At 72.7% G+C, this 17,639-nt stretch carries 15 protein-coding genes, 1 tRNA gene and 1 pseudogene; 1 reads left to right on the plus strand and 16 read right to left on the minus strand.

Features of this window, described 5'->3' with window-relative positions; genetic code table 11:
• Window positions 1-92: 92 nt before the first annotated feature.
• The 12 genes and pseudogenes from ACIBTX_RS18795 to ald all read right to left on the minus strand — a co-directional run bounded on the left by ACIBTX_RS18795 (window position 93) and on the right by ald (window position 10,918).
• The gene (locus ACIBTX_RS18795) at window positions 93-1,121 is read right to left on the minus strand and encodes a hypothetical protein (protein ID WP_396832785.1); all 1,029 of its coding nucleotides are present in this window, start codon (window positions 1,119-1,121) and stop codon (window positions 93-95) included.
• Between the two features lie 222 nt (window positions 1,122-1,343).
• Window positions 1,344-1,574, minus strand: a pseudogene (locus ACIBTX_RS18800) (site-specific DNA-methyltransferase); the annotation flags it as partial.
• A 340-nt stretch (window positions 1,575-1,914) separates the two neighbouring features.
• On the minus strand, window positions 1,915-2,154 hold the full coding sequence (locus ACIBTX_RS18805; RefSeq protein ID WP_357120891.1) for a hypothetical protein: 240 nt from the start codon (window positions 2,152-2,154) through the stop codon (window positions 1,915-1,917).
• 225 nt (window positions 2,155-2,379) lie between these two features.
• Window positions 2,380-2,453 (minus strand) — tRNA-Pro (locus tag ACIBTX_RS18810).
• Window positions 2,454-2,625: 172 nt separating this feature from the next.
• Window positions 2,626-4,029, minus strand: coding sequence for a ribosome biogenesis GTPase Der (gene der / locus ACIBTX_RS18815; protein ID WP_357120887.1), 1,404 nt, complete (start codon window positions 4,027-4,029; stop codon window positions 2,626-2,628).
• Window positions 4,026-4,706 (minus strand): (d)CMP kinase, encoded by a 681-nt coding sequence (gene cmk / locus ACIBTX_RS18820; RefSeq protein WP_357122145.1) that lies wholly within the window; start codon window positions 4,704-4,706, stop codon window positions 4,026-4,028. The genes der and cmk overlap by 4 nt, the downstream gene beginning before the upstream one ends.
• A 195-nt stretch (window positions 4,707-4,901) precedes the next feature.
• Window positions 4,902-5,672 (minus strand): pseudouridine synthase, encoded by a 771-nt coding sequence (locus ACIBTX_RS18825; protein WP_357120884.1) that lies wholly within the window; start codon window positions 5,670-5,672, stop codon window positions 4,902-4,904.
• The gene (scpB, locus tag ACIBTX_RS18830; RefSeq protein WP_396832786.1) at window positions 5,659-6,726 is read right to left on the minus strand and encodes an SMC-Scp complex subunit ScpB; all 1,068 of its coding nucleotides are present in this window, start codon (window positions 6,724-6,726) and stop codon (window positions 5,659-5,661) included. Before scpB ends, ACIBTX_RS18825 begins: the two co-directional genes overlap by 14 nt.
• Window positions 6,719-7,663, minus strand: coding sequence for a segregation and condensation protein A (locus ACIBTX_RS18835; protein WP_396832787.1), 945 nt, complete (start codon window positions 7,661-7,663; stop codon window positions 6,719-6,721). The genes scpB and ACIBTX_RS18835 overlap by 8 nt, the downstream gene beginning before the upstream one ends.
• Window positions 7,664-7,704: 41 nt before the next feature.
• Entirely contained in the window at window positions 7,705-8,628 is a 924-nt protein-coding gene (locus ACIBTX_RS18840; protein WP_357120878.1) for a ParA family protein, read from the minus strand.
• 182 nt (window positions 8,629-8,810) lie between these two features.
• Window positions 8,811-9,806: a site-specific tyrosine recombinase XerD gene (locus ACIBTX_RS18845; RefSeq protein WP_357396583.1), complete on the minus strand. Its 996-nt coding sequence runs from the start codon at window positions 9,804-9,806 to the stop codon at window positions 8,811-8,813.
• Window positions 9,803-10,918: an alanine dehydrogenase gene (gene ald, locus ACIBTX_RS18850; protein WP_357120875.1), complete on the minus strand. Its 1,116-nt coding sequence runs from the start codon at window positions 10,916-10,918 to the stop codon at window positions 9,803-9,805. The genes ACIBTX_RS18845 and ald overlap by 4 nt, the downstream gene beginning before the upstream one ends.
• 225 nt (window positions 10,919-11,143) lie before the next feature.
• On the opposite strand from ald, the gene ACIBTX_RS18855 reads away from it, so the two are divergent.
• A complete protein-coding gene (locus tag ACIBTX_RS18855; RefSeq protein ID WP_357172254.1) occupies window positions 11,144-11,467 on the plus strand; it encodes a TM2 domain-containing protein in 324 nt (107 codons plus the stop codon).
• Between the two features lie 92 nt (window positions 11,468-11,559).
• On the opposite strand, the gene ACIBTX_RS18860 is transcribed toward ACIBTX_RS18855, so the two are convergent.
• The 4 genes from ACIBTX_RS18860 to ACIBTX_RS18875 form a co-directional block, all read right to left on the minus strand.
• Complete coding sequence (locus tag ACIBTX_RS18860; RefSeq protein WP_396832788.1) at window positions 11,560-12,159, minus strand: NUDIX domain-containing protein; 600 nt, start codon at window positions 12,157-12,159, stop codon at window positions 11,560-11,562.
• Window positions 12,156-13,901 carry a CTP synthase gene (locus tag ACIBTX_RS18865; RefSeq protein WP_357120869.1) on the minus strand — a complete coding sequence of 582 codons (1,746 nt, stop codon included), beginning with the start codon at window positions 13,899-13,901 and terminating at the stop codon, window positions 12,156-12,158. The genes ACIBTX_RS18860 and ACIBTX_RS18865 overlap by 4 nt, the downstream gene beginning before the upstream one ends.
• A 163-nt stretch (window positions 13,902-14,064) precedes the next feature.
• The gene (locus ACIBTX_RS18870) at window positions 14,065-16,467 is read right to left on the minus strand and encodes a hypothetical protein (RefSeq protein WP_396832789.1); all 2,403 of its coding nucleotides are present in this window, start codon (window positions 16,465-16,467) and stop codon (window positions 14,065-14,067) included.
• Window positions 16,467-17,615, minus strand: a complete 1,149-nt coding sequence (locus tag ACIBTX_RS18875) for a glycosyltransferase family 4 protein (RefSeq protein ID WP_357172041.1) — start codon at window positions 17,613-17,615, stop codon at window positions 16,467-16,469. The genes ACIBTX_RS18870 and ACIBTX_RS18875 overlap by 1 nt, the downstream gene beginning before the upstream one ends.
• Between the last annotated feature and the right edge of the window lie 24 nt (window positions 17,616-17,639).

Here is a 17,639-nt window from a genome sequence, read left to right on the forward strand (position 1 = left end):
CGCGCACCCGGGACGCCCAGAGCGTCCCGGCGAGCGCGCGGCGACGGGGGTCGCGGGCTGCCCAGGCCCACGACCCCCGCTGGTGGCCGGGGCTACTGCTTCCCGACGCTCATCAGGTACTCCACACCACCGAGGTCGGTCCGCTCCGCGCCGCTCGTGTCCGGACCGAACTGGGTCACATCGAGCGCGAACTCCTTGTCCGAGGCGACCGCGGCCGCGAAGGTGAGGGAGAACTCGACCCGCTCACCCGGTTCCAGCAGCAGGTTGCCGAGGCGGGCCTTCGCCGGTTCGACGACCTCCAGCTGGTTCCTGCCGACCTCGCGTATGCCGGTGCCGACCTTGCCACCGGCCTGCCACCGCTCGAACAGGGTCGGCCCGAGGTCGACGACGACCCGGCCGCCCACGCCCTGAATCGGCTCCCCCGGCTGCGTGAAGACCAGGTCGTTCTTGGTCGCCACCCGGAGCGAGTTGCCGATGGCGAACGGCCGCACGACCGGCGTCCCGCCCGCGACGAGCCGCACCGAGTCGACGTTGCGCCAGGCGATGTTGTTGTTGTTGCGGGTGTTGGTGCTGATGTCCGGACCCTCGAAGGTCATCGGATCGGTGGACGACACCCACCTGGCCAGCAGGCAGAAGTGGCCCGGTCCGGGCACCCCGGTCCACGGGATCGTCACGGTCGTGGTGCCGGCGAAGACGGTCACGTTCATCGCGCCGATCTGGGTCCAGTGCGTCGGCCAGACGGCACCGCCACCCGGCGTCGTCCGGTAAATCCGCAGCACGCCGCTGCCGGTGCCGGAACCGTACGGGCCGGGGTTACGCAGCTTGATGAAGATGTAGTTGGTGACGCCGACGATCGGGTTCTGGCTGACGGCACACTCGACGGCGGTCGGGCAGACCTTGATGTCGGGGCTGGCCCACAGCGGGTTGAGCGAGTGGGGTTGGACGCCGACGTCGGCGGTGACGTCCCGGATGTAGACGTCGGTGCGGGCCGCCGCGGCCTTGTCCTGCCGCGCGTCGACCGGCGCGGCGGCGGCCGTGGTGACCGCCAGCAGCGCGGCCAGCGCCGTGCCGGTAAGCACGGCCAGCGCCGAGCGGCGGACGTATCTTCCTACGTTGCCCATGACAGGCTTCTCCCATCGTCGAGGGACCGCCGACCCGCGTTGTCTCCTACCGGGCCGACGCGATGACGTTGTTCAGGAGCGCGGCGCGGCGCGGTTGATACGCCCGGCGGGACCCGTCACCGTCAGATGGAGCGAGGAACGACCAATTAGACGAGTATCGATATTTCCCCGGCCGGCCCGATGCTGTCGGAGGGTGTCGGTACGCTTCGCCGGCACGTCGATGTGGATCGCCTCGACCACAGTGGTGCCGATAGCGCACATCGGGTCGAGCACCAAGTCCGCTGGTCGCGTGTAGGCGGTGACGGCGTGCGCGGCGATCGCCGGGAGCATCCGCGCCGAGCGCCGCACGGACTCGCGGACGTACCGGCCGCGGCGCTGGACCGGGCCGGTGGACTGGGCGGTCGCCCACACCGACAGGCCTTGGGGGCCGGCAGCAGCCCGACGACGTCCGATCGGGCTGGCGCTCGTGGAGGCAGTCGTCGTGCTCTGCTCGTCGGGGTTGCCGACACTGTCTGCGCGGTGCTTAGCCACGGCGACCACCGCCCTCGCGCCCGCCCTGCTGGGCTTGGCTCAACACCATGGGCTGGTGCTGCGGCGTGTGCTCACTAAAGTGGTGTCGGCTCCGCGCCGCGCCGTGGTGCGCTGACACCCTCAAACCGGTGTTTGTGAGACCCCCAGGCAACCAACACGGATCGGTGACCTGCTGTTTCAACTGCGCTGAGCTGTCGGATGGGTCCCACGGTGTCCATGCTCGTCCGTCGGCGTCTAACCCGATCGTCACCCGGTTAGTCACTCACGCCTCGCGCCTGCGGCTCTGCTCCCTCACCTCTGCCGCGCAACTGAGCAACGACCTAGCCAGCGACTCGGCCCGGTCCGCCGACAACCACAGCGAGCCGTGCGGCACGTCGTCATCGGGACCGGCCAACCCTTCGGTCAGAGTCTCCGCTGGCACTTCGACGTCTAACCGAACGAAATGATGCCCCCTGCTGTAGTCGACGAAGGCATCCAGGTACCGGTCATCATCGAAGGTCACCGCCGCATGCTGCCACGACAGCGATCCCCACTTCACCTTCTACCGCTTCGTCCCGAAGGAACCATTAGCCGTTGGTGATCTGCGCCAACAGCAGACGGGAGCAGTCGAGCAGTACGTAGGAGTCCACAGACGTCCGTGCCTTGCTCGCGCTCGTCGTCACTCAGTTGGTCACCCAGGTACGACAAAGGGGCCGTCTCGATCTTCCGAGATGGCCCCTTACCTGCGTCGGGACGGCCGGATTCGAACCGACGACCCCTTGACCCCCAGTCAAGTGCGCTACCAAGCTGCGCCACGTCCCGCCCCCGCAGAGTTCCCCCTGCGACAGCCGGTACAGCTTAGCGCAGCACTCCTGCCCCGTCCGCACAGGCCCCACCCGCGTTGTCGGAGCGGAGAACCACCCCACAACCCCTAAAGCGTCCTAGGAGGGTGGGTCAGGCGAGAACGCCTGACCCACCCTCGAAGAGAAGCGAGTTACCCGTGCGCCTTGCCCCGGCCACCGGGGCCGAGCTTCTTGCGGGGGCGTACGGAGATCTCGATGGGGCTGCCCTCGTACCCGAACTCCTCGCGGAGTTTGCGCTCGACGAACCGCTGGTATCCGGCGTCGAGCGGGCCCGTGGTGAAGAGCACGAACCGCGGCGGCGCCACCCCGGCCTGCGTGGCGAACAGGATGCGGGGCGCCCGTCCACCGCGCACCGGGTGCGGGGTGGCCTGCACGAGCGCGGTGAGCCACTGGTTGAGGTGCGCGGTCGGTACGCGCAGTTCCCAGCTCGCCAGGGCCTTGTTGAGGGCCGGGGCCAGCTTGTCGACTGCGCGGCCGGTCATGGCCGACAGGTTCAGCCGGATCGCCCAGGGGATGCGGCGCAGCTCGCGGTCGATCTCCTTGTCCAGGTAGTACCGGCGGTCGGCGTCGACCAGGTCCCACTTGTTGAACGCGATGACCAGCGCTCGGCCGGCCTCGGTCACCATCGTGAGGATCCGCTGGTCCTGCTCGCTGATCGGCTCGCTGGCGTCCAGGAGCACGACGGCCACCTCGGCGGCCTCGATCGCGCCGGCGGTGCGCAGGCTGGCGTAGTACTCGGTTCCGCTGGCCTTGCCGACCCGCTTGCGCAGACCGGCGGTGTCCACGAGCTGCCAGGTCTGGCCGCCGATCTCGACCAGGCTGTCGACCGGGTCCACTGTGGTGCCGGCGACCGAGTCGACAACCGCCCGATCTTCGCCGGAGAACCGGTTGAGCAGACTGGACTTGCCCACGTTCGGCCGGCCGACCAGCGCCACCCGGCGCGGCCCGCGCGGCCGGTTCTCGACGATCGCGGGGGCTTCCGGCAGCGCGGCGAGGATGGCGTCCAGCAGGTCACCGGAGCCGCGCCCGTGCAGCGCGGACACCGGGAACGGCTCGCCGAGGCCGAGCGACCACAGCGACACGGCCTCCATCTCGATGGAGTTGTTGTCGGCCTTGTTGGCCACCAGGATGACCGGCTTGGCGCTGCGGCGCAGCATCTTCACCGCGGCCTCGTCCACGTCGGTGGAGCCGACCATCGCGTCGACCACGAAGAGGACCACGTCGGCGGTGACCACCGCCGTCTCGGCCTGCGCGGCGATGGCCGCCGCGCGGTCCTTCGCGTCCGGCTCCCAACCGCCGGTGTCCACCACGGTGAACGACCGGCCGTTCCACTGCGCGTCGTACGGCACGCGGTCCCGGGTCACGCCGGGAATGTCCTCGACGACCGCCTGCCGGCGGCCGATGATCCGGTTGACGAGCGTCGACTTGCCCACGTTGGGACGGCCGACGACCGCGACCACCGGCTGCGGGCCGGTCGGCTCCTCGACGACGAGGTCCGGCTCGCGCAGCTCGACCCAGGAACCACCCTCGCTCATGCCACTCCCCGCTCGGTGAGCAGGTCACGCAGCCGGGCCACGACCTCGTCGATGCCCAGCTCGGTGGTGTCCAGCACGACGGCGTCCGAGGCCTGGGCCAACGGGTTGACCTTGCGGGTCGAGTCGAGTTTGTCGCGGCGGGCCAGGTCGGCGGCGGTGGCCGCCACGTCGGAGGCGTCCTCGGCGCTGCGCCGGGCCGCGCGGGCCGCCTCGGAGGCGGTCAGGAAGACCTTCAGGTCGGCGTCCGGCGCCACGACCGAACCGATGTCCCGGCCCTCGACCACCATTCGGCCCGCGTTGACGATCATCTCGCGCTGCCGGGCGACCAGCAGCTCACGGACGGCTGGCACGGCGGCGACGGCGGAGACCGCCTGAGTCACCTCGGGCCCGCGGATCTCCGCGTCCACGCTCACGCCGTCGACGGTCACGCCGTACCCCTGGGGGTCGGTGCCGATGCGCAGGTCGGCCTCGCCGGCGACCTTGGCCACCGACGCGGCGTCCGTGAGATCCACGCCGGAGCGCAGCACGGCCCACGTGATCGCCCGGTACATCGCCCCGGTGTCCAGGTAGCGCGCACCGATGCCGGCGGCGAGCCGCCGCGACACGGTGGACTTACCCGAACCGGACGGCCCGTCCACAGCGACCACACATCGCTCGGCCCGTACGTTTTCCTCCACCGTGTCCTCCTCAGCCCGTACCTCGCGGATCGCCCGGTGCTGGCGCCGCAAGCGGTTGTCCATCGTCATCCATCATGCCCGGGGCCCCTGGCGCACCCACGCGCGCCGCCGCCCGAGGCGACCCACGCCACCCTCCGGCGGCCGCTTCCCGGCCGCTGCGGAGCCTACCGGCAGCCGTACCCCGAAGCCCGGGGGTCAGTCACCCACCGCGCGGAACAGGGCGGCGACCTCCGCGTTGGTCAGGCGCCGCAGACGCCCGGTGCGCAGGTCGCCCAACCGGATCGGACCGATGGAGGTACGCACCAGACGGGTGACCGGGTGCCCGACCTCGTCCATCAACCGCCGGACGATGTGCTTGCGCCCTTCGTGCAGGCTCAGCTCCACCTGGGCGCTCTTGCCCAGGGTGCCCACCACCTTGAACGAGTCGACCTTCACCGGCCCGTCCTCCAGCTCGACGCCCGCGAGGAGCCGCTTGCTCAGGTTGCGCGGGATCGGCCCGACCACCTCGGCCAGGTAGGTCTTCAGCACCTCGTACGAGGGGTGCATGAGCTTGTGCGCGAGGTTGCCGTCGTTGGTGAGCAGCAGCAGGCCCTCGCTGTCCGCGTCGAGCCGCCCGACGTGGTAGACCCGCTGGTCCAACCGCCGGCCGATGAACTCGGCCAGTTCGGTGCGCCCCTTGTCGTCCGACATGGTGGTCACCACACCGCGCGGCTTGTTCATCGCCACGTAGACCAGGCGGACGTCGACCTGAAGGCGCTCGCCGTCCACGTGGATCACGGACGTGGCGGGGTCGACCTTGTCGCCGAGCTTGGCGACCCGCCCGTCCACGGTGACCCGGCGCCGGAAGATCAGGTCCTCGCAGGCACGCCGGGAACCCACGCCGGCGGCGGCGAGCACCTTCTGCAGGCGTTCCGCGCCCTCGTAGACGGGGGCGTCGGACTTCGGGGAACGGTTATCGGGTCGCATCGGCAAGCTCTTCTACGTCGTCGGGCAGGAAGGGTGCGAGAGGTGGCAATTCGTCGACGGTGTTCAGCCCGAGCTTCTCCAGGAACAGCGTGGTGGTCCGGTACAGGAACGCCCCGCTGTCCGATTCGGTGCCGCACTCCTCGACGAGGCCGCGAGTGACCAGCGTACGGATGACGCCGTCGCAGTTGACACCCCGGATGGCCGAGATCCGCGACCGGGTCACCGGCTGCTTGTACGCGACCACGGCCAGGGTCTCCAGAGCCGCCTGGGTCAGCCGCACGGACTGCCCGTCCAGGACGAACCGCTCGACGTACGTAGCGTATTCCGGCCGGGTGTACAACCGCCAACCGCCGGCGGCCCGGCGCAGCTCGAACCCGTTCCCGGCGGCGGTGTAACCGGCGGCGATCTCGTCGAGCACCGGCCCGATCCGCTCGGCCGGCTGCTCCAGCACCTGGGCCAGAACCAGCTCGCTGACCGGTTCGTCCACCACCAGGAGGATCGCCTCCAACGCGCCGCGCAGCTCGGCGTCGGGCAGCTCGGGCGCGGGCTCCGGCACGACCGCCGGCCGCCGTCGCCCGACGGGCTCCCGCCGGGGTACGCCCCGAGCCGCGCCCGCCGCAGCGGGCTCCGCAGCCTCAGCGGGCGCGTCGGCCTCCGGCACGACCGGCTCGGCGGGCACGACCGGCTCAGCGGTCTCGACCGGCTCAGCGGCCTCGACCGGCTCAGCGGCCTCGACCGGCTCGGTGGTCTCGACCGGCTCGGTGGACTCGACCGGCTCGGTGGACTCGATTCGCTCAGCGGCCCCGACCGGCTCGGGGGGCATGAGCGGCTCGGGGGGCATGAGCGGCTCGGCGGGCACGACCGGCTCGGCGACCACCACTGGCTCGTGGGGTGCGACCGGCTCGGCCGGTTCACCGACGGCTGCGTCGGTGGATTCAGCTTCGGCTTCGGCCTCGGCAGGTGCGGTGGGGGCCGGTGGGCGGGGGCGTTCCCACGGGGGAACCCAGGCGGCGGCCTGGTCGGCCAGGGAGTCCCGGCGCTCCTCGTCACTCATCCCGCGCACCCTCCGTCGCTTCCGTTTCGGCCGGTCCGCCGGCCTCCTCCCCCGCCGCCACCGGCTCCGGGCCGGGAGGCGGGTCGGCGTCGGCGGGTGTGCCGGCGTACTCGTCGACGTGCAGTTCGGTCTCGCCGTCGGTGGGCCCGGTCCAGCGCACGGTCAGCTCCTCCAGGGCCTGCTCCTGCACGAAGGCCACCAGACCCTCCCGGTACAGCTCCAGCAGCGCCAGGAACCTCGCCACCACCTCCAGGGTGGCCTCGCAGTCGGCGCAGAGCAGCGAGAACGTCGCCGTGCCGGCCCGGCGCAGCCGGGCGGTGAGGATCGCCGCGTGTTCCCGCACACTGACCCGCACCATGTGCACGTGGGCGATGGACACCTCCGGCGTCACCTTCGGGGTCATCGCCTTCACGGCCAGTTTCAGCAGCCGCTGCGGGCCGATGCCGAGCACCAGGTCGGGCAGCGCCTCGGCGTAGCGGGGCTCCAGACTCACCGCCCGGGGATAGCGCCGGCCGCCGACCGCTTCCAGCTCGGCGATGTGTGCCGCCGCCTCCTTGTACGCCTTGTACTGCAGCAGCCGGGCGAAGAGCAGGTCCCGGGCCTCCAGCAGGGCGAGGTCCTCCTCGTCCTCGACGTCGGCGGCGGGCAGCAGCCGGGCGGCCTTCAGGTCGAGCAGGGTCGCGGCGATGAGCAGGAACTCGCTGGCCTCGTCCAGGTCCCAGTCGTCGCCCATGGCGCGGATGTAGGCGATGAACTCGTCGGTGACCGTGTGCAGGGCCACCTCGGTGACGTCGAGCTTGTGTTTGCCGATGAGTTGCAGCAGCAGGTCGAAGGGGCCGGTGAAGTTGGCCAGTCGCACCGTGAACCCGGCGGGCTGCGCACCGTCGACCACGGCCGGATCGGCGGTGTCGGGCGGGTGCAGGGGTGGCGCGGTCACCGCACGACCGTAGTCCACGAGACGGGCACCGGGACTTCCGGCTACCGCTCCGACTGGGCGGCGATCACCTCGCGGGCCAGCTGACGGTAGTTACGCGCCCCGGAGGAGGCCGGGTCCATCGTCGTGATGGGGGCACCGGCCACGGTGGACTCCGGGAACTTCACCGTCTTGGTGATGACCGTCTGGTAGACCTTGTCGCCGAACGCCTCGACCACCCGCTGGAGCACCTGACGGCAGTGGGTGGTGCGGCTGTCGTACATGGTGGCGAGAATGCCTTCGAGCTCCAGGTCGAAGTTGAGCCGTTCGCGCACCTTGTCGATGGTGTCCAGCAGCAGGGCCACACCGCGCAGGCTGAAGAACTCGCACTCGAGCGGGATGAGCACGCCGTGCGCGACGGTCAGCGCGTTGATCGCCAGCAGGCCGAGGGACGGCTGGCAGTCGATCAGGATGTAGTCGTACTCCTTGCGGACCGAGCGCAGGACCCGGGCCAGGGCCATCTCGCGGGCGACCTCGTTGACGAGCTGGATCTCGGCGGCGGAGAGGTCGATGTTGGCCGGTAGCAGGTGCAGGCCCGCGACGTCGGTCTTGATGAGGACGTCCTCGGCGGTCACGTCGTCCTGCATGAGCAGGTTGTAGACGGACAGGTCGAGGTTGTGCGGGTTGACACCCAGGCCCACCGAGAGCGCGCCCTGCGGGTCGAAGTCGACGAGCAGCACCTTGCGGCCGTACTCCGCGAGGGCCGCGCCCAGGTTGATGGTGGTGGTCGTCTTGCCGACGCCACCCTTCTGGTTGGCCATCGCGATGATGCGCGCCGGACCGTGCCGATCAGTGGGCATCGGCTCGGGGATGGGCTTGCGCATCGTGTAGGCGGCCGGGTCGGCCGGACCCAGATCGTTGCCGAGCGCGGCCTGCTGCTCGCGGAGCTCCGACGTCCACGTCTCGGCACGGTCACCGTTGCCAGCCATGTGCTCGTTGCCCCCTCCCGACGACCCACCCGGCGTCGGAGCCGTCCGACGTCCTTCGCGGCGCCGCTGCGCACCCCGGTCGTGTCGCCCCAGGAGGTCCGCGCCGATGCCGACTGTACGCCACCGACCAGCAGGGCGTTCGGCACCGGCCCGGCGTGTCGGGACCGACCCCGACCGGGGCGTCAGTCCCGGGCGCGCGGGTGGGCGGTGGCGTACACCTCGCGCAGCCGTTCGACGGTGACGAGGGTGTAGACCTGGGTGGTGGTCACCGAGGCGTGACCGAGCAGTTCCTGGACGACCCGCACGTCGGCGCCACCGTCGAGCAGGTGGGTCGCGTACGAGTGGCGCAGCGTGTGCGGGGACACCGCCGACGGTCCCTCGACCGGCAGGCCGGCGCGGGCGGCGGCGTGCCGCAGGATCATCCAGGCGCCCTGGCGGGACAGCGCGCCGCCCCGGGCGTTGAGGAACACCGCCGGGGTGCCCCGGCCGGCGGCGGCCAGCGTCGGGCGGGCCCGGACCAGGTAGGCGCGGACCGCGTCGACGGCGTACCCGCCGATCGGGACGAGTCGCATCCGGCCGCCCTTGCCGCGCAGCAGCACGGCGCCCTCGTCGACGTCCAGGTCGTCGATCGCCGCGCCGACCGCCTCGGAGATCCGCGCGCCGGTGCCGTACAGGAACTCCAGCAGCGCCCGGTCGCGCAGCGCGAGCGACGCGCCGTCACCGGTCGCGGTGACCGGCCCGGTGGTCTCCAGCAGGCGGGAAACGTCGTCGACTCCCAGCGCGCGGGGCAGCCGGCGCGGCGGGGTGGGCGGGCGGACGTCGCGGCTCGGGTCGGCGCCGGCCAGCCCCTCCCGCACGGCGAACCGGTGCAGGCCACGAACCGCGCTGGCCGCGCGGGCGGCCGACGACACGGCCAGGGGCGGGTGGTCGTCGTCGCCCGCGCGTAGTCGGGCCAGGTGCGACTCGACGACGCCGGGGGCGACCGACGCGAGGTCGGCGACGCCGACCTCGGCCAGGGTCGTGAGATAACGGTCCAGATCCCGGCGGTACGAGGCGAGGGTGTTCGCGGACAGGCCGCGCTCGACGGTGAGGTGGTCGAGGTACCCGCGGACGGCACGGCGCAGGGCCGGCGCGGGTTCGACGCCCGCACCGGCCCGTTCGACAGTGGAGTCGGTCAGCCCAGCACCTCGGCCAGCGGGAGCACGGGCATGCCGTGCGCCTCGGCGACCGGGCCGTAGGTGACCTGGCCGTCGTGGGTGTTCAGGCCCAGCGCCAGCGCCGGGTCGGTGCGCAGGGCGTCGCGCCAGCCCTGGTTGGCCAGTTCGAGGGCGTACGGCAGGGTGACGTTGGTCAACGCGTAGGTGCTGGTGTTCGGCACCGCGCCGGGCATGTTCGCCACGCAGTAGAAGATCGACTCGTGCACCTTGTAGACCGGGTCGGCGTGCGTGGTGGGCCGCGAGTCCTCGAAGCAGCCACCCTGGTCGATGGCGATGTCGACGAGCACGCTGCCCGGCTTCATCCGGGAGACCAGCTCGTTGGAGATGAGCGTCGGGGCCTTCGCGCCGGGCACCAGCACCGCGCCGATGACCAGGTCGGCGTCGAGGACGGCCCGCTCGATCTCGTACGCGTTGGAGGCGACGGTCTGCAGGTGCCCCCGGTAGATGGCGTCGGCCTGGCGCAGGCGGGCCACGTTCTTGTCCAGCAGCAGCACCTCGGACTGCAGGCCCAGGGCGATGGCGGCGGCGTTCATGCCGGAGACGCCGGCGCCGATGACGACGGTCTTCGCCGCGTACACGCCGGAGACGCCGCCGGGCAGCACGCCCCGACCACCGCCGGTCCGCATCATGTAGAACGCGCCCACCTGCGGGGCGAGCCGGCCCGCCACCTCGGACATCGGCGCGAGCAGCGGCAGCGACTTGTCGGGCAGCTCGACGGTCTCGTACGCGATGCCGGTGACCTTCCGGTCGACCAGCGCGTCCGTGCACTCCTTCGAGGCGGCCAGGTGCAGGTAGGTGAAGAGGACCTGCCCCTCGCGCATCCGGTGGTACTCCTCGGCGATCGGCTCCTTGACCTTGAGCACCAGCTCTGCGGTGTCCCACACCTCGTCGGCGGTGGCCAGGATCTTCGCGCCGGCGGCGGCGAACTCCTCGTCGGTGATGCTGGAGCCGACGCCCGCGCCGGACTCGACGAAGACCTGGTGGCCGCTGCGGGTGAACTCGTTGACGCCCGCCGGCGTGATCGCCACGCGGTACTCGTGGTTCTTGACCTCGCGTGGGATTCCGACCTTCACGATGCAGACACCTCTCTTCGGGGCTGAGTTCCCCCGACCGCTCGGCGCCACGACGGCCCCATTGCCGCCACGGTCCACCGGTCCCGCCGGCGGCAGTCTAGGCGCGTCCAACCCCGCGACGAGCCAGCACAGTGGCATCCGGTGCCCGGACGACCTGACGGAGTGTCAGGGCACGGACCGGGCCGGCGGTGGACGTCACCTCAGCCGTCAGGACAGTGTTCGCCCATTATCGTCCCATCTGCCGGGCGGCGGTACGGACAGCGGGCGAGTGGATCACTATTGTGTCCGCCCATGACCACTCCTGAATACCAGCCCGGGTACGCCCCGGGTTACTCCGACAAGAGCAAGGTCGTCGCGGGCATCCTCGGCATCCTGCTCGGCACCTTCGGTGCCGGTCGGTTCTACACCGGACACACCAAGATCGCCGTGCTCCAGCTCGTCGTGAGCCTGGTGACCTGTGGGGCCGGCGGCCTCTGGGGCCTCATCGACGGCATCCTGATCCTCGTCAACGGCGGCACGGACGCGCAGGGTCGCCCGCTGCGGGACTGACCTTCCGCTTGGACACCCAGAGGGGCCCCGCGGTTGACCGCGGGGCCCCCTCTGGCGCGTACTCGATGATCGGCTGGACCGAACTGCGGCGCTCAGCGCGGCAGCGGCGCCTCCGCCCGGCGCAGCGCCGCGAAGCCGGTGTCCCGGCCACGCGCCGCCGCGAGCAGCCCGGCCACCGCGGACGCGTTGGTGATCTCGCCGGCCAGGACCATGCCGACCGCCTCGTCGAGGTCGACGCGGACGACCTGGAGGTCGGCCTCCTCGTCGTGGCGCTCGTGCCGCTCGTCGGCCGGCACGTCGGCGAGGTCCCGAGCCAGGAAGACCCGGACGATCTCGTTGGTGAACCCGGGCGAGCTGTGCAGGTCGACCAGCACGTCGATCCGCCCGGCGGTCAGGTCGGCCTCCTCGGCCAGCTCCCGCAGCGCGGCGGCCGGCAACTCCTCGCCGGAGACGTCCATCAGCCCGGCCGGCAGCTCCCAGAGGTGCCGGCCCACCGGGTGCCGATACTGGCGGATCAGCACCACCTGACCGGCGTCGTCCAGGGCCACCACGGCCACCGCCCCGACGTGCCGGACCAGGTCGCGCAGCGCGGTCCCGCCGCCGGGCATGGTCACCTCCTCGGTGACCACGTCGAAGATCCGCCCGCGGTACCGCTCCTCGCGGGAACGGACCTCGTAGCGATGCTCGCTCACGCCGACGCCTTCGTGGCGGCGCCGTTGCGGGCCGCCTTGCGGGCCGACGGGGCCTCCGCGGCGGGATCGAGGTCGACCGGCAACTGGTCGGCCTGCGAGTACGCCACCGCGGCCTTGACGAACGACGCGAACAGCGGGTGCGGACGGGTCGGGCGGCTCTTGAGCTCCGGGTGCGCCTGCGTGGCCACGAAGAACGGGTGCAGCTCGCGGTCCAGCTCGATGAACTCGACCAGCCGGCCGTCCGGCGAGGTGCCGGAGATGTGCAGGCCCGCCTTGGTCAACGCGTCCCGGTAGGCGTTGTTGACCTCGTAGCGGTGCCGGTGCCGCTCGCTGATGTCGGTGCTGCCGTACGCCTCGGCGACGATCGAGCCCTCGGTCAACGTCGCCGGGTACGCCCCGAGCCGCATGGTGCCGCCCAGGTCGCCCTTGCCGGCGACGATGTCCTCCTGGTCGGCCATGGTGGCGATGACCGGGTGCGCGGCCTGCTCGTCGAACTCCAACGAGTTGGCGCCGTCCAGGCCGGCCAGGTGCCGGGCCACGTCGATCGTCATGCACTGCAGTCCGAGGCAGAGGCCGAGCAGGGGGATGCCGTTCTCCCGCGCGTACCGGGCCGTACCGATCTTGCCCTCGATGCCCCGGACGCCGAACCCGCCCGGGATGAGGATGCCGTCCACGCCGGCCAGGGCCGCCGCCGCGCCGGCCGGGGTGACGCACTCGTCGCTGGGCACCCACTTGAGCTGCACCCGGGACCGGTTACCGAAACCGGCCGCCCGGATCGCCTCGCTCACCGACAGGTACGCGTCGGGCAGGTCCACGTACTTGCCGACCACCGCGACGGTCACCGTGTGCCGCGGGCGGTGCACCCGCTCCAGCAGGTCGTCCCAGCTCGCCCAGTCCACGTCCCGGAACGAGAGCCCGAGCCGGCGCACCACGTACGCGTCGAGCCCCTCGCGGTGCAGCACCTTCGGGATGTCGTAGATGCTCGGGGCGTCCGGGGCGGCGACGACCGCCTCGGCGTCGACGTCGCAGTAGAGCGACAGCTTCTCCTTGAGCTTCACCGGGATCTCCCGGTCGCAGCGCAGCACGATGGCGTCCGGCTGGATACCGATGTTGCGCAGCTGGGCCACGGAGTGCTGGGTCGGCTTGGTCTTCAGCTCGCCCGACGGCGCCAGGTACGGCACCAGCGAGACGTGCAGGTAGAAACAGTTGTCCCGGCCCAGGTCGTGGCGGACCTGACGGATCGCCTCCAGGAACGGCAGCGACTCGATGTCGCCCACCGTGCCACCGACCTCGGTGATGACCACGTCGGGCAGGACGCCGTCCTCGTCCGGGTCGGCCATCGCCAGGATCCGCGACTTGATCTCGTTGGTGATGTGCGGGATGACCTGGACGGTGTCGCCCAGGTACTCGCCGCGCCGCTCCTTGGCGATCACGTCGGAGTAGATCTGCCCGGTGGTGACGTTCGCCTTGCCGGACAGCGCCCGGTCGAGGAAACGCTCGTAGTGCCCGACGTCGAGGTCGGTCTCGGCGCCGTCCTCGGTGACGAAGACCTCGCCGTGCTGGAACGGGTTCATCGTCCCCGGGTCAACGTTCAGGTAGGGGTCGAGCTTCTGCATCACGACGCGGAGCCCGCGCGCGGTCAACAGGTTGCCGAGGCTGGAGGCGGTGAGGCCCTTACCCAGCGAGGAGGCGACGCCCCCGGTGACGAAAATGTGCCTGGTCGTCCGTGCTGATGGGGCCAAGGCCTGCTCCCGTGTCGTCTGTCGCGGTCATGCAGACCGCCGTGCTCGATCAGCAAAGTGATCACGCGATCCACGGGATTCCACGGTAACACCTTCACGACGGGTACTCGCAGGCCGCACCCCGGGTGGGACCGGAACGGGCCACCCGGGCGGCGTCCGGCGGTCAGGAGGTGGCAACCTCGCTCGATGGCGCTGGCGTGTCCGTCGGACGCCGCTGCGCCGGAGCGGTGGCCGCAGCGCCCGCCGTCGGACCGTCCGACCGGCCGGGGCCGTCGGCCGCCGGCGAGCCCAGGTCCGGCCCCAGGACGACGGTACGGGGTGGCGCGGCGGGCGAACCGCCGACCGGCCGGGGGTGACCCGCTCCGAGCGGACCACCGCCGCCGGTCGGACCGTTCCCCCCACCGGCTGGCCCGTCGCCCCCGGAACCCGGATCGTCGTCGGCATCGTTCTCCCGCTCGCGGCCGGTGGCGGGGCGGGTCCGGTCGGCGGCGTGCCCGAGGACCCGCAGCGACGCCAGCGCCGCCAGCGGCACCACCAGGGCGGCCGCCGCGCCGGCCACGTCCAGTGCGGCACCGTCGAGCACACCGCCCAGCACCGCCGCGACCGCCGTGCCGGCGAACGCCGCCCGCACCGCCGGGTAGATGCCGAACAGCCGCATCAGTCCACCCCACGGCTGCAGCAGGGCGAACCACACCAGCAGCCCGCCGGCGAGCGCCAGCACCGTCAACGGGCTGTTCACCAACGTCTCGAAGTTCGCCGTGCTGGACCGGTGCACGGTGAAACCGCCGGTGCCGTCGCCGACCGCGGACAGGAACCGGCCGAGGCTCCCCCGCTCGGCCGGCAGCCGGCGCAGGTCCACGACGGCGAAGCCGATACCGACCGCCAGGGCGGCCATGGTGGCCCACGCCAGTCGACTGATGGTCAGCCAGCCACCGGCGCTGATCGCCGCCGCCACGCTCAGGCCGGCGGTCAGCGCGATCGCGCCGACCGGGTCGGCGCCGAGGTAGGGGCTGCCGGCCACCACCACGGCGAGGCCACCCACGGCGACCATCACGGCGGGCCGCCAGCGCCGGTGCACCCGCTGGGCGAGCCACCCGCCGGTCACCAGCGCGCCGGCGAGGAACACCCCCAGCGCGACCGTGCTCAGCCCGGCGTACCGGCCACCCTGCAACGCCGAGTAGCCGACCACGCCGTTGAGCTGGAGGCGGGCCCCGGTCAGCACGTCCACGCCGACGACCAGGGTCGTCAGGCCGGCCACCGCGCCGACCGGGCCGAGGGTCCTCGCGTACCCGGGGGCGAAGCGGACCGCGGCCGTGCCCCCCGCGACCAGCAGCGCGGTGACCCCGGCGAAGATCCACCCGGGGTGCCCGCCGCGCCACCAGGGGACGGCGTCGGCCAGCAACGCGGCCGGGACGGTCAACGCCGCCGCGACCAGCAGCAGCTCGACCACCGCCAGGACCCGGGCCGGGATCGGGGTCGGGCCGGTCGGGCCCGCGTGTGGCCGCGCGCGGCGCAGCAACGGCAGCACGGCCAGGGCCAGCAGCACCTGCGCCCCGGCGAGCAGGGCGAAGAACCCGCCGGAGACGGTCCGCTGGGCGGCCGCCTCCCGGTCGGCGTCCGCCGGGGCGTTGATCGCCTCCGTCAGGTCCGCCGGCCGACCACCGGTGCTGACCGCCGGCCGGCCGAGGAACAGCCGCTCCGGCATCGGCCGGCCCAGCGCGGCCAACGCCGTCGGCGCGAGGTCGACGAGCTGGAGGTAACCGTCACGGCCGGTGCTGGCCGAGGTCAGCCAGCCCCGCTCCCAACCCGGCCCGTCGGCGATCGCCACGTGCAGCCGCGACGGCCGCTCGGTGTCGGAGATGCCGGCGACCAGCACCAGCGACCGCGGCGGGCGGGCGGCCAGGACCCGGGCCAGTAGGGCGTCGGCGACCCGTGCCTCCTCGGCGCGCGCCGCCGGATCGCTCCCCTCGATCGTGCCGAGGTCGACGATGCTCAGGACACACGAGCCGAGCAGCCGACGCGGGTCGGCCGGCAGCCCCGCGGCGTACCTGTCGACCCGGCCGAACGGCCGCGCGGCGGCCACGGCGGCGCCCGGCCCCACGGCGACCGAGCAGCGCACCGACTCCGACAGCGACCCGGGCATCGTGCCCCACGGCAGCCGCTGCTGGTTGTACTGGACCACGCTCTCCTGGTCGGGCAGGTTCGCGCCGATCCCGTCCGGCTGCTCCACGGCCACCGAGGCCGGCGGGCAGCCGCCGTCCGGGCGGGCGCCGTTCCAGCCGGCGAAACTGCCCGCGCCGAGCGTCAACCAGCCGTCCACCGGGCAGGTGGGCCGGTGCGCGGACCGCACCGACAGCGAGCCGATCGAACCTTCCTGGGCCATCCGCCACAGTGTCGGCGTGCGCTGCTGGTCGACGTCCTCCCAGCGCAGCCCCGCGACACCGGCGAGCACCACGAAGTCGGCGGTGCGCTGCGGCGTGCCCTGCGGTGGCCGGACGGCCAGCGCGGCGACGCCCAACGCCACCACGAGCACGGTCAACAGGGCCGGGGCCAGTCGACGCACCATCAGCGGTGTCCCGTCAGGGGCGCGTCGGAGCCGGGCGCCGCCGGGTGGGCGGCCAGTTCGGCGTAGACCGCCGCCAGCACGGCGACCGTGTCCGCCTCGGTGGGCCACGTCGCCGCCCGTTCGGCGCCGCGCCGACCCAGATCGGTCCGGGCCGTCGGGTCGTCCAGCAGCGCGCGCACCGCCGCGTCGACCGCGTCCACGTCGACCGAGGGGACCAGCGCGGCGGCGTCACCGACCAGCTCCGGCAGGCCGCCCACCGCCGTCGTCACCAACGGCACGCCGGCCCGCATCGCCTCCTGGGCGAACAACTGCCGCGCCTCCCAGTCGCTGGTGACCACCGCGAGGTCGGCGCCGGCGAGCAGGTCGGCCACATCGGTACGGTGCCCCAGCAGGGTCACCGGAGCGCGGGCCGCCGAGATCCGCGCGGCCAACGACAGGTACGCCGGGCCGCTTCCGGCGATCACCACGACCGGCGGTGGGGTACGCGTCCGCCAGCGGGCCGCCGCGTCGACCAGCACGTCGTAGCGCTTCTGCGGGTGCAGCCGCCCCACCGAGAGGATGAGCGGCTGCTCCGGTCCCACGCCGAACTCGGCGCGGACGGCGGCGCGACGCCGACGCGGCGCGGCCAGCGTCGGGGCGGCGACCGGGGCGAGCCGCGCGTCGGCGGCGCCCAGCGCGGTGGCCCGCCCGACCAGGTCGGACGACGCCCCCAGCGCCACCCGGGCCCCCCGGGCGACCACCCGCTCGACGAGCCGGGACACCCCGCCGCGCAATCCGCCCGCGAGGACGGCGTTGTGCCAGGTCACCACGAGCGGGGCGGTCGGCCGGGCCAGTACGGCGACGAGACCGGCGCGCAGACCGTGCGCGTGCAGCACGTCGACCCGGGCCGTGGCGAGCACCCGCCGCAGGGCGAGCACCGCCCGCGCGTCGGCCGGGGTCGGGCTGGCCGGGATCTCCACCGGTTCGAAACGCGCGCCGACGCCGGTGAAGTCGAACTGCTCCTGCGTCGCCGCCGGCCCGCAGACCAGCACCGTCGCGCCGGACGCGACGAGCCCCCGTGCCACCGAACGGACGTGCTGGCCGACCCCACCGGTGCTGGACGCCAGCACCAGCGCCACGGTGCCCGACCAGCCGTTGGTCTCCGTCATGCCGGCCACCGCCGGTTGGTGTTG

Source organism: Micromonospora sp. NPDC049359 (genome assembly GCF_044466585.1).
GTDB lineage: Bacteria > Actinomycetota > Actinomycetes > Mycobacteriales > Micromonosporaceae > Micromonospora.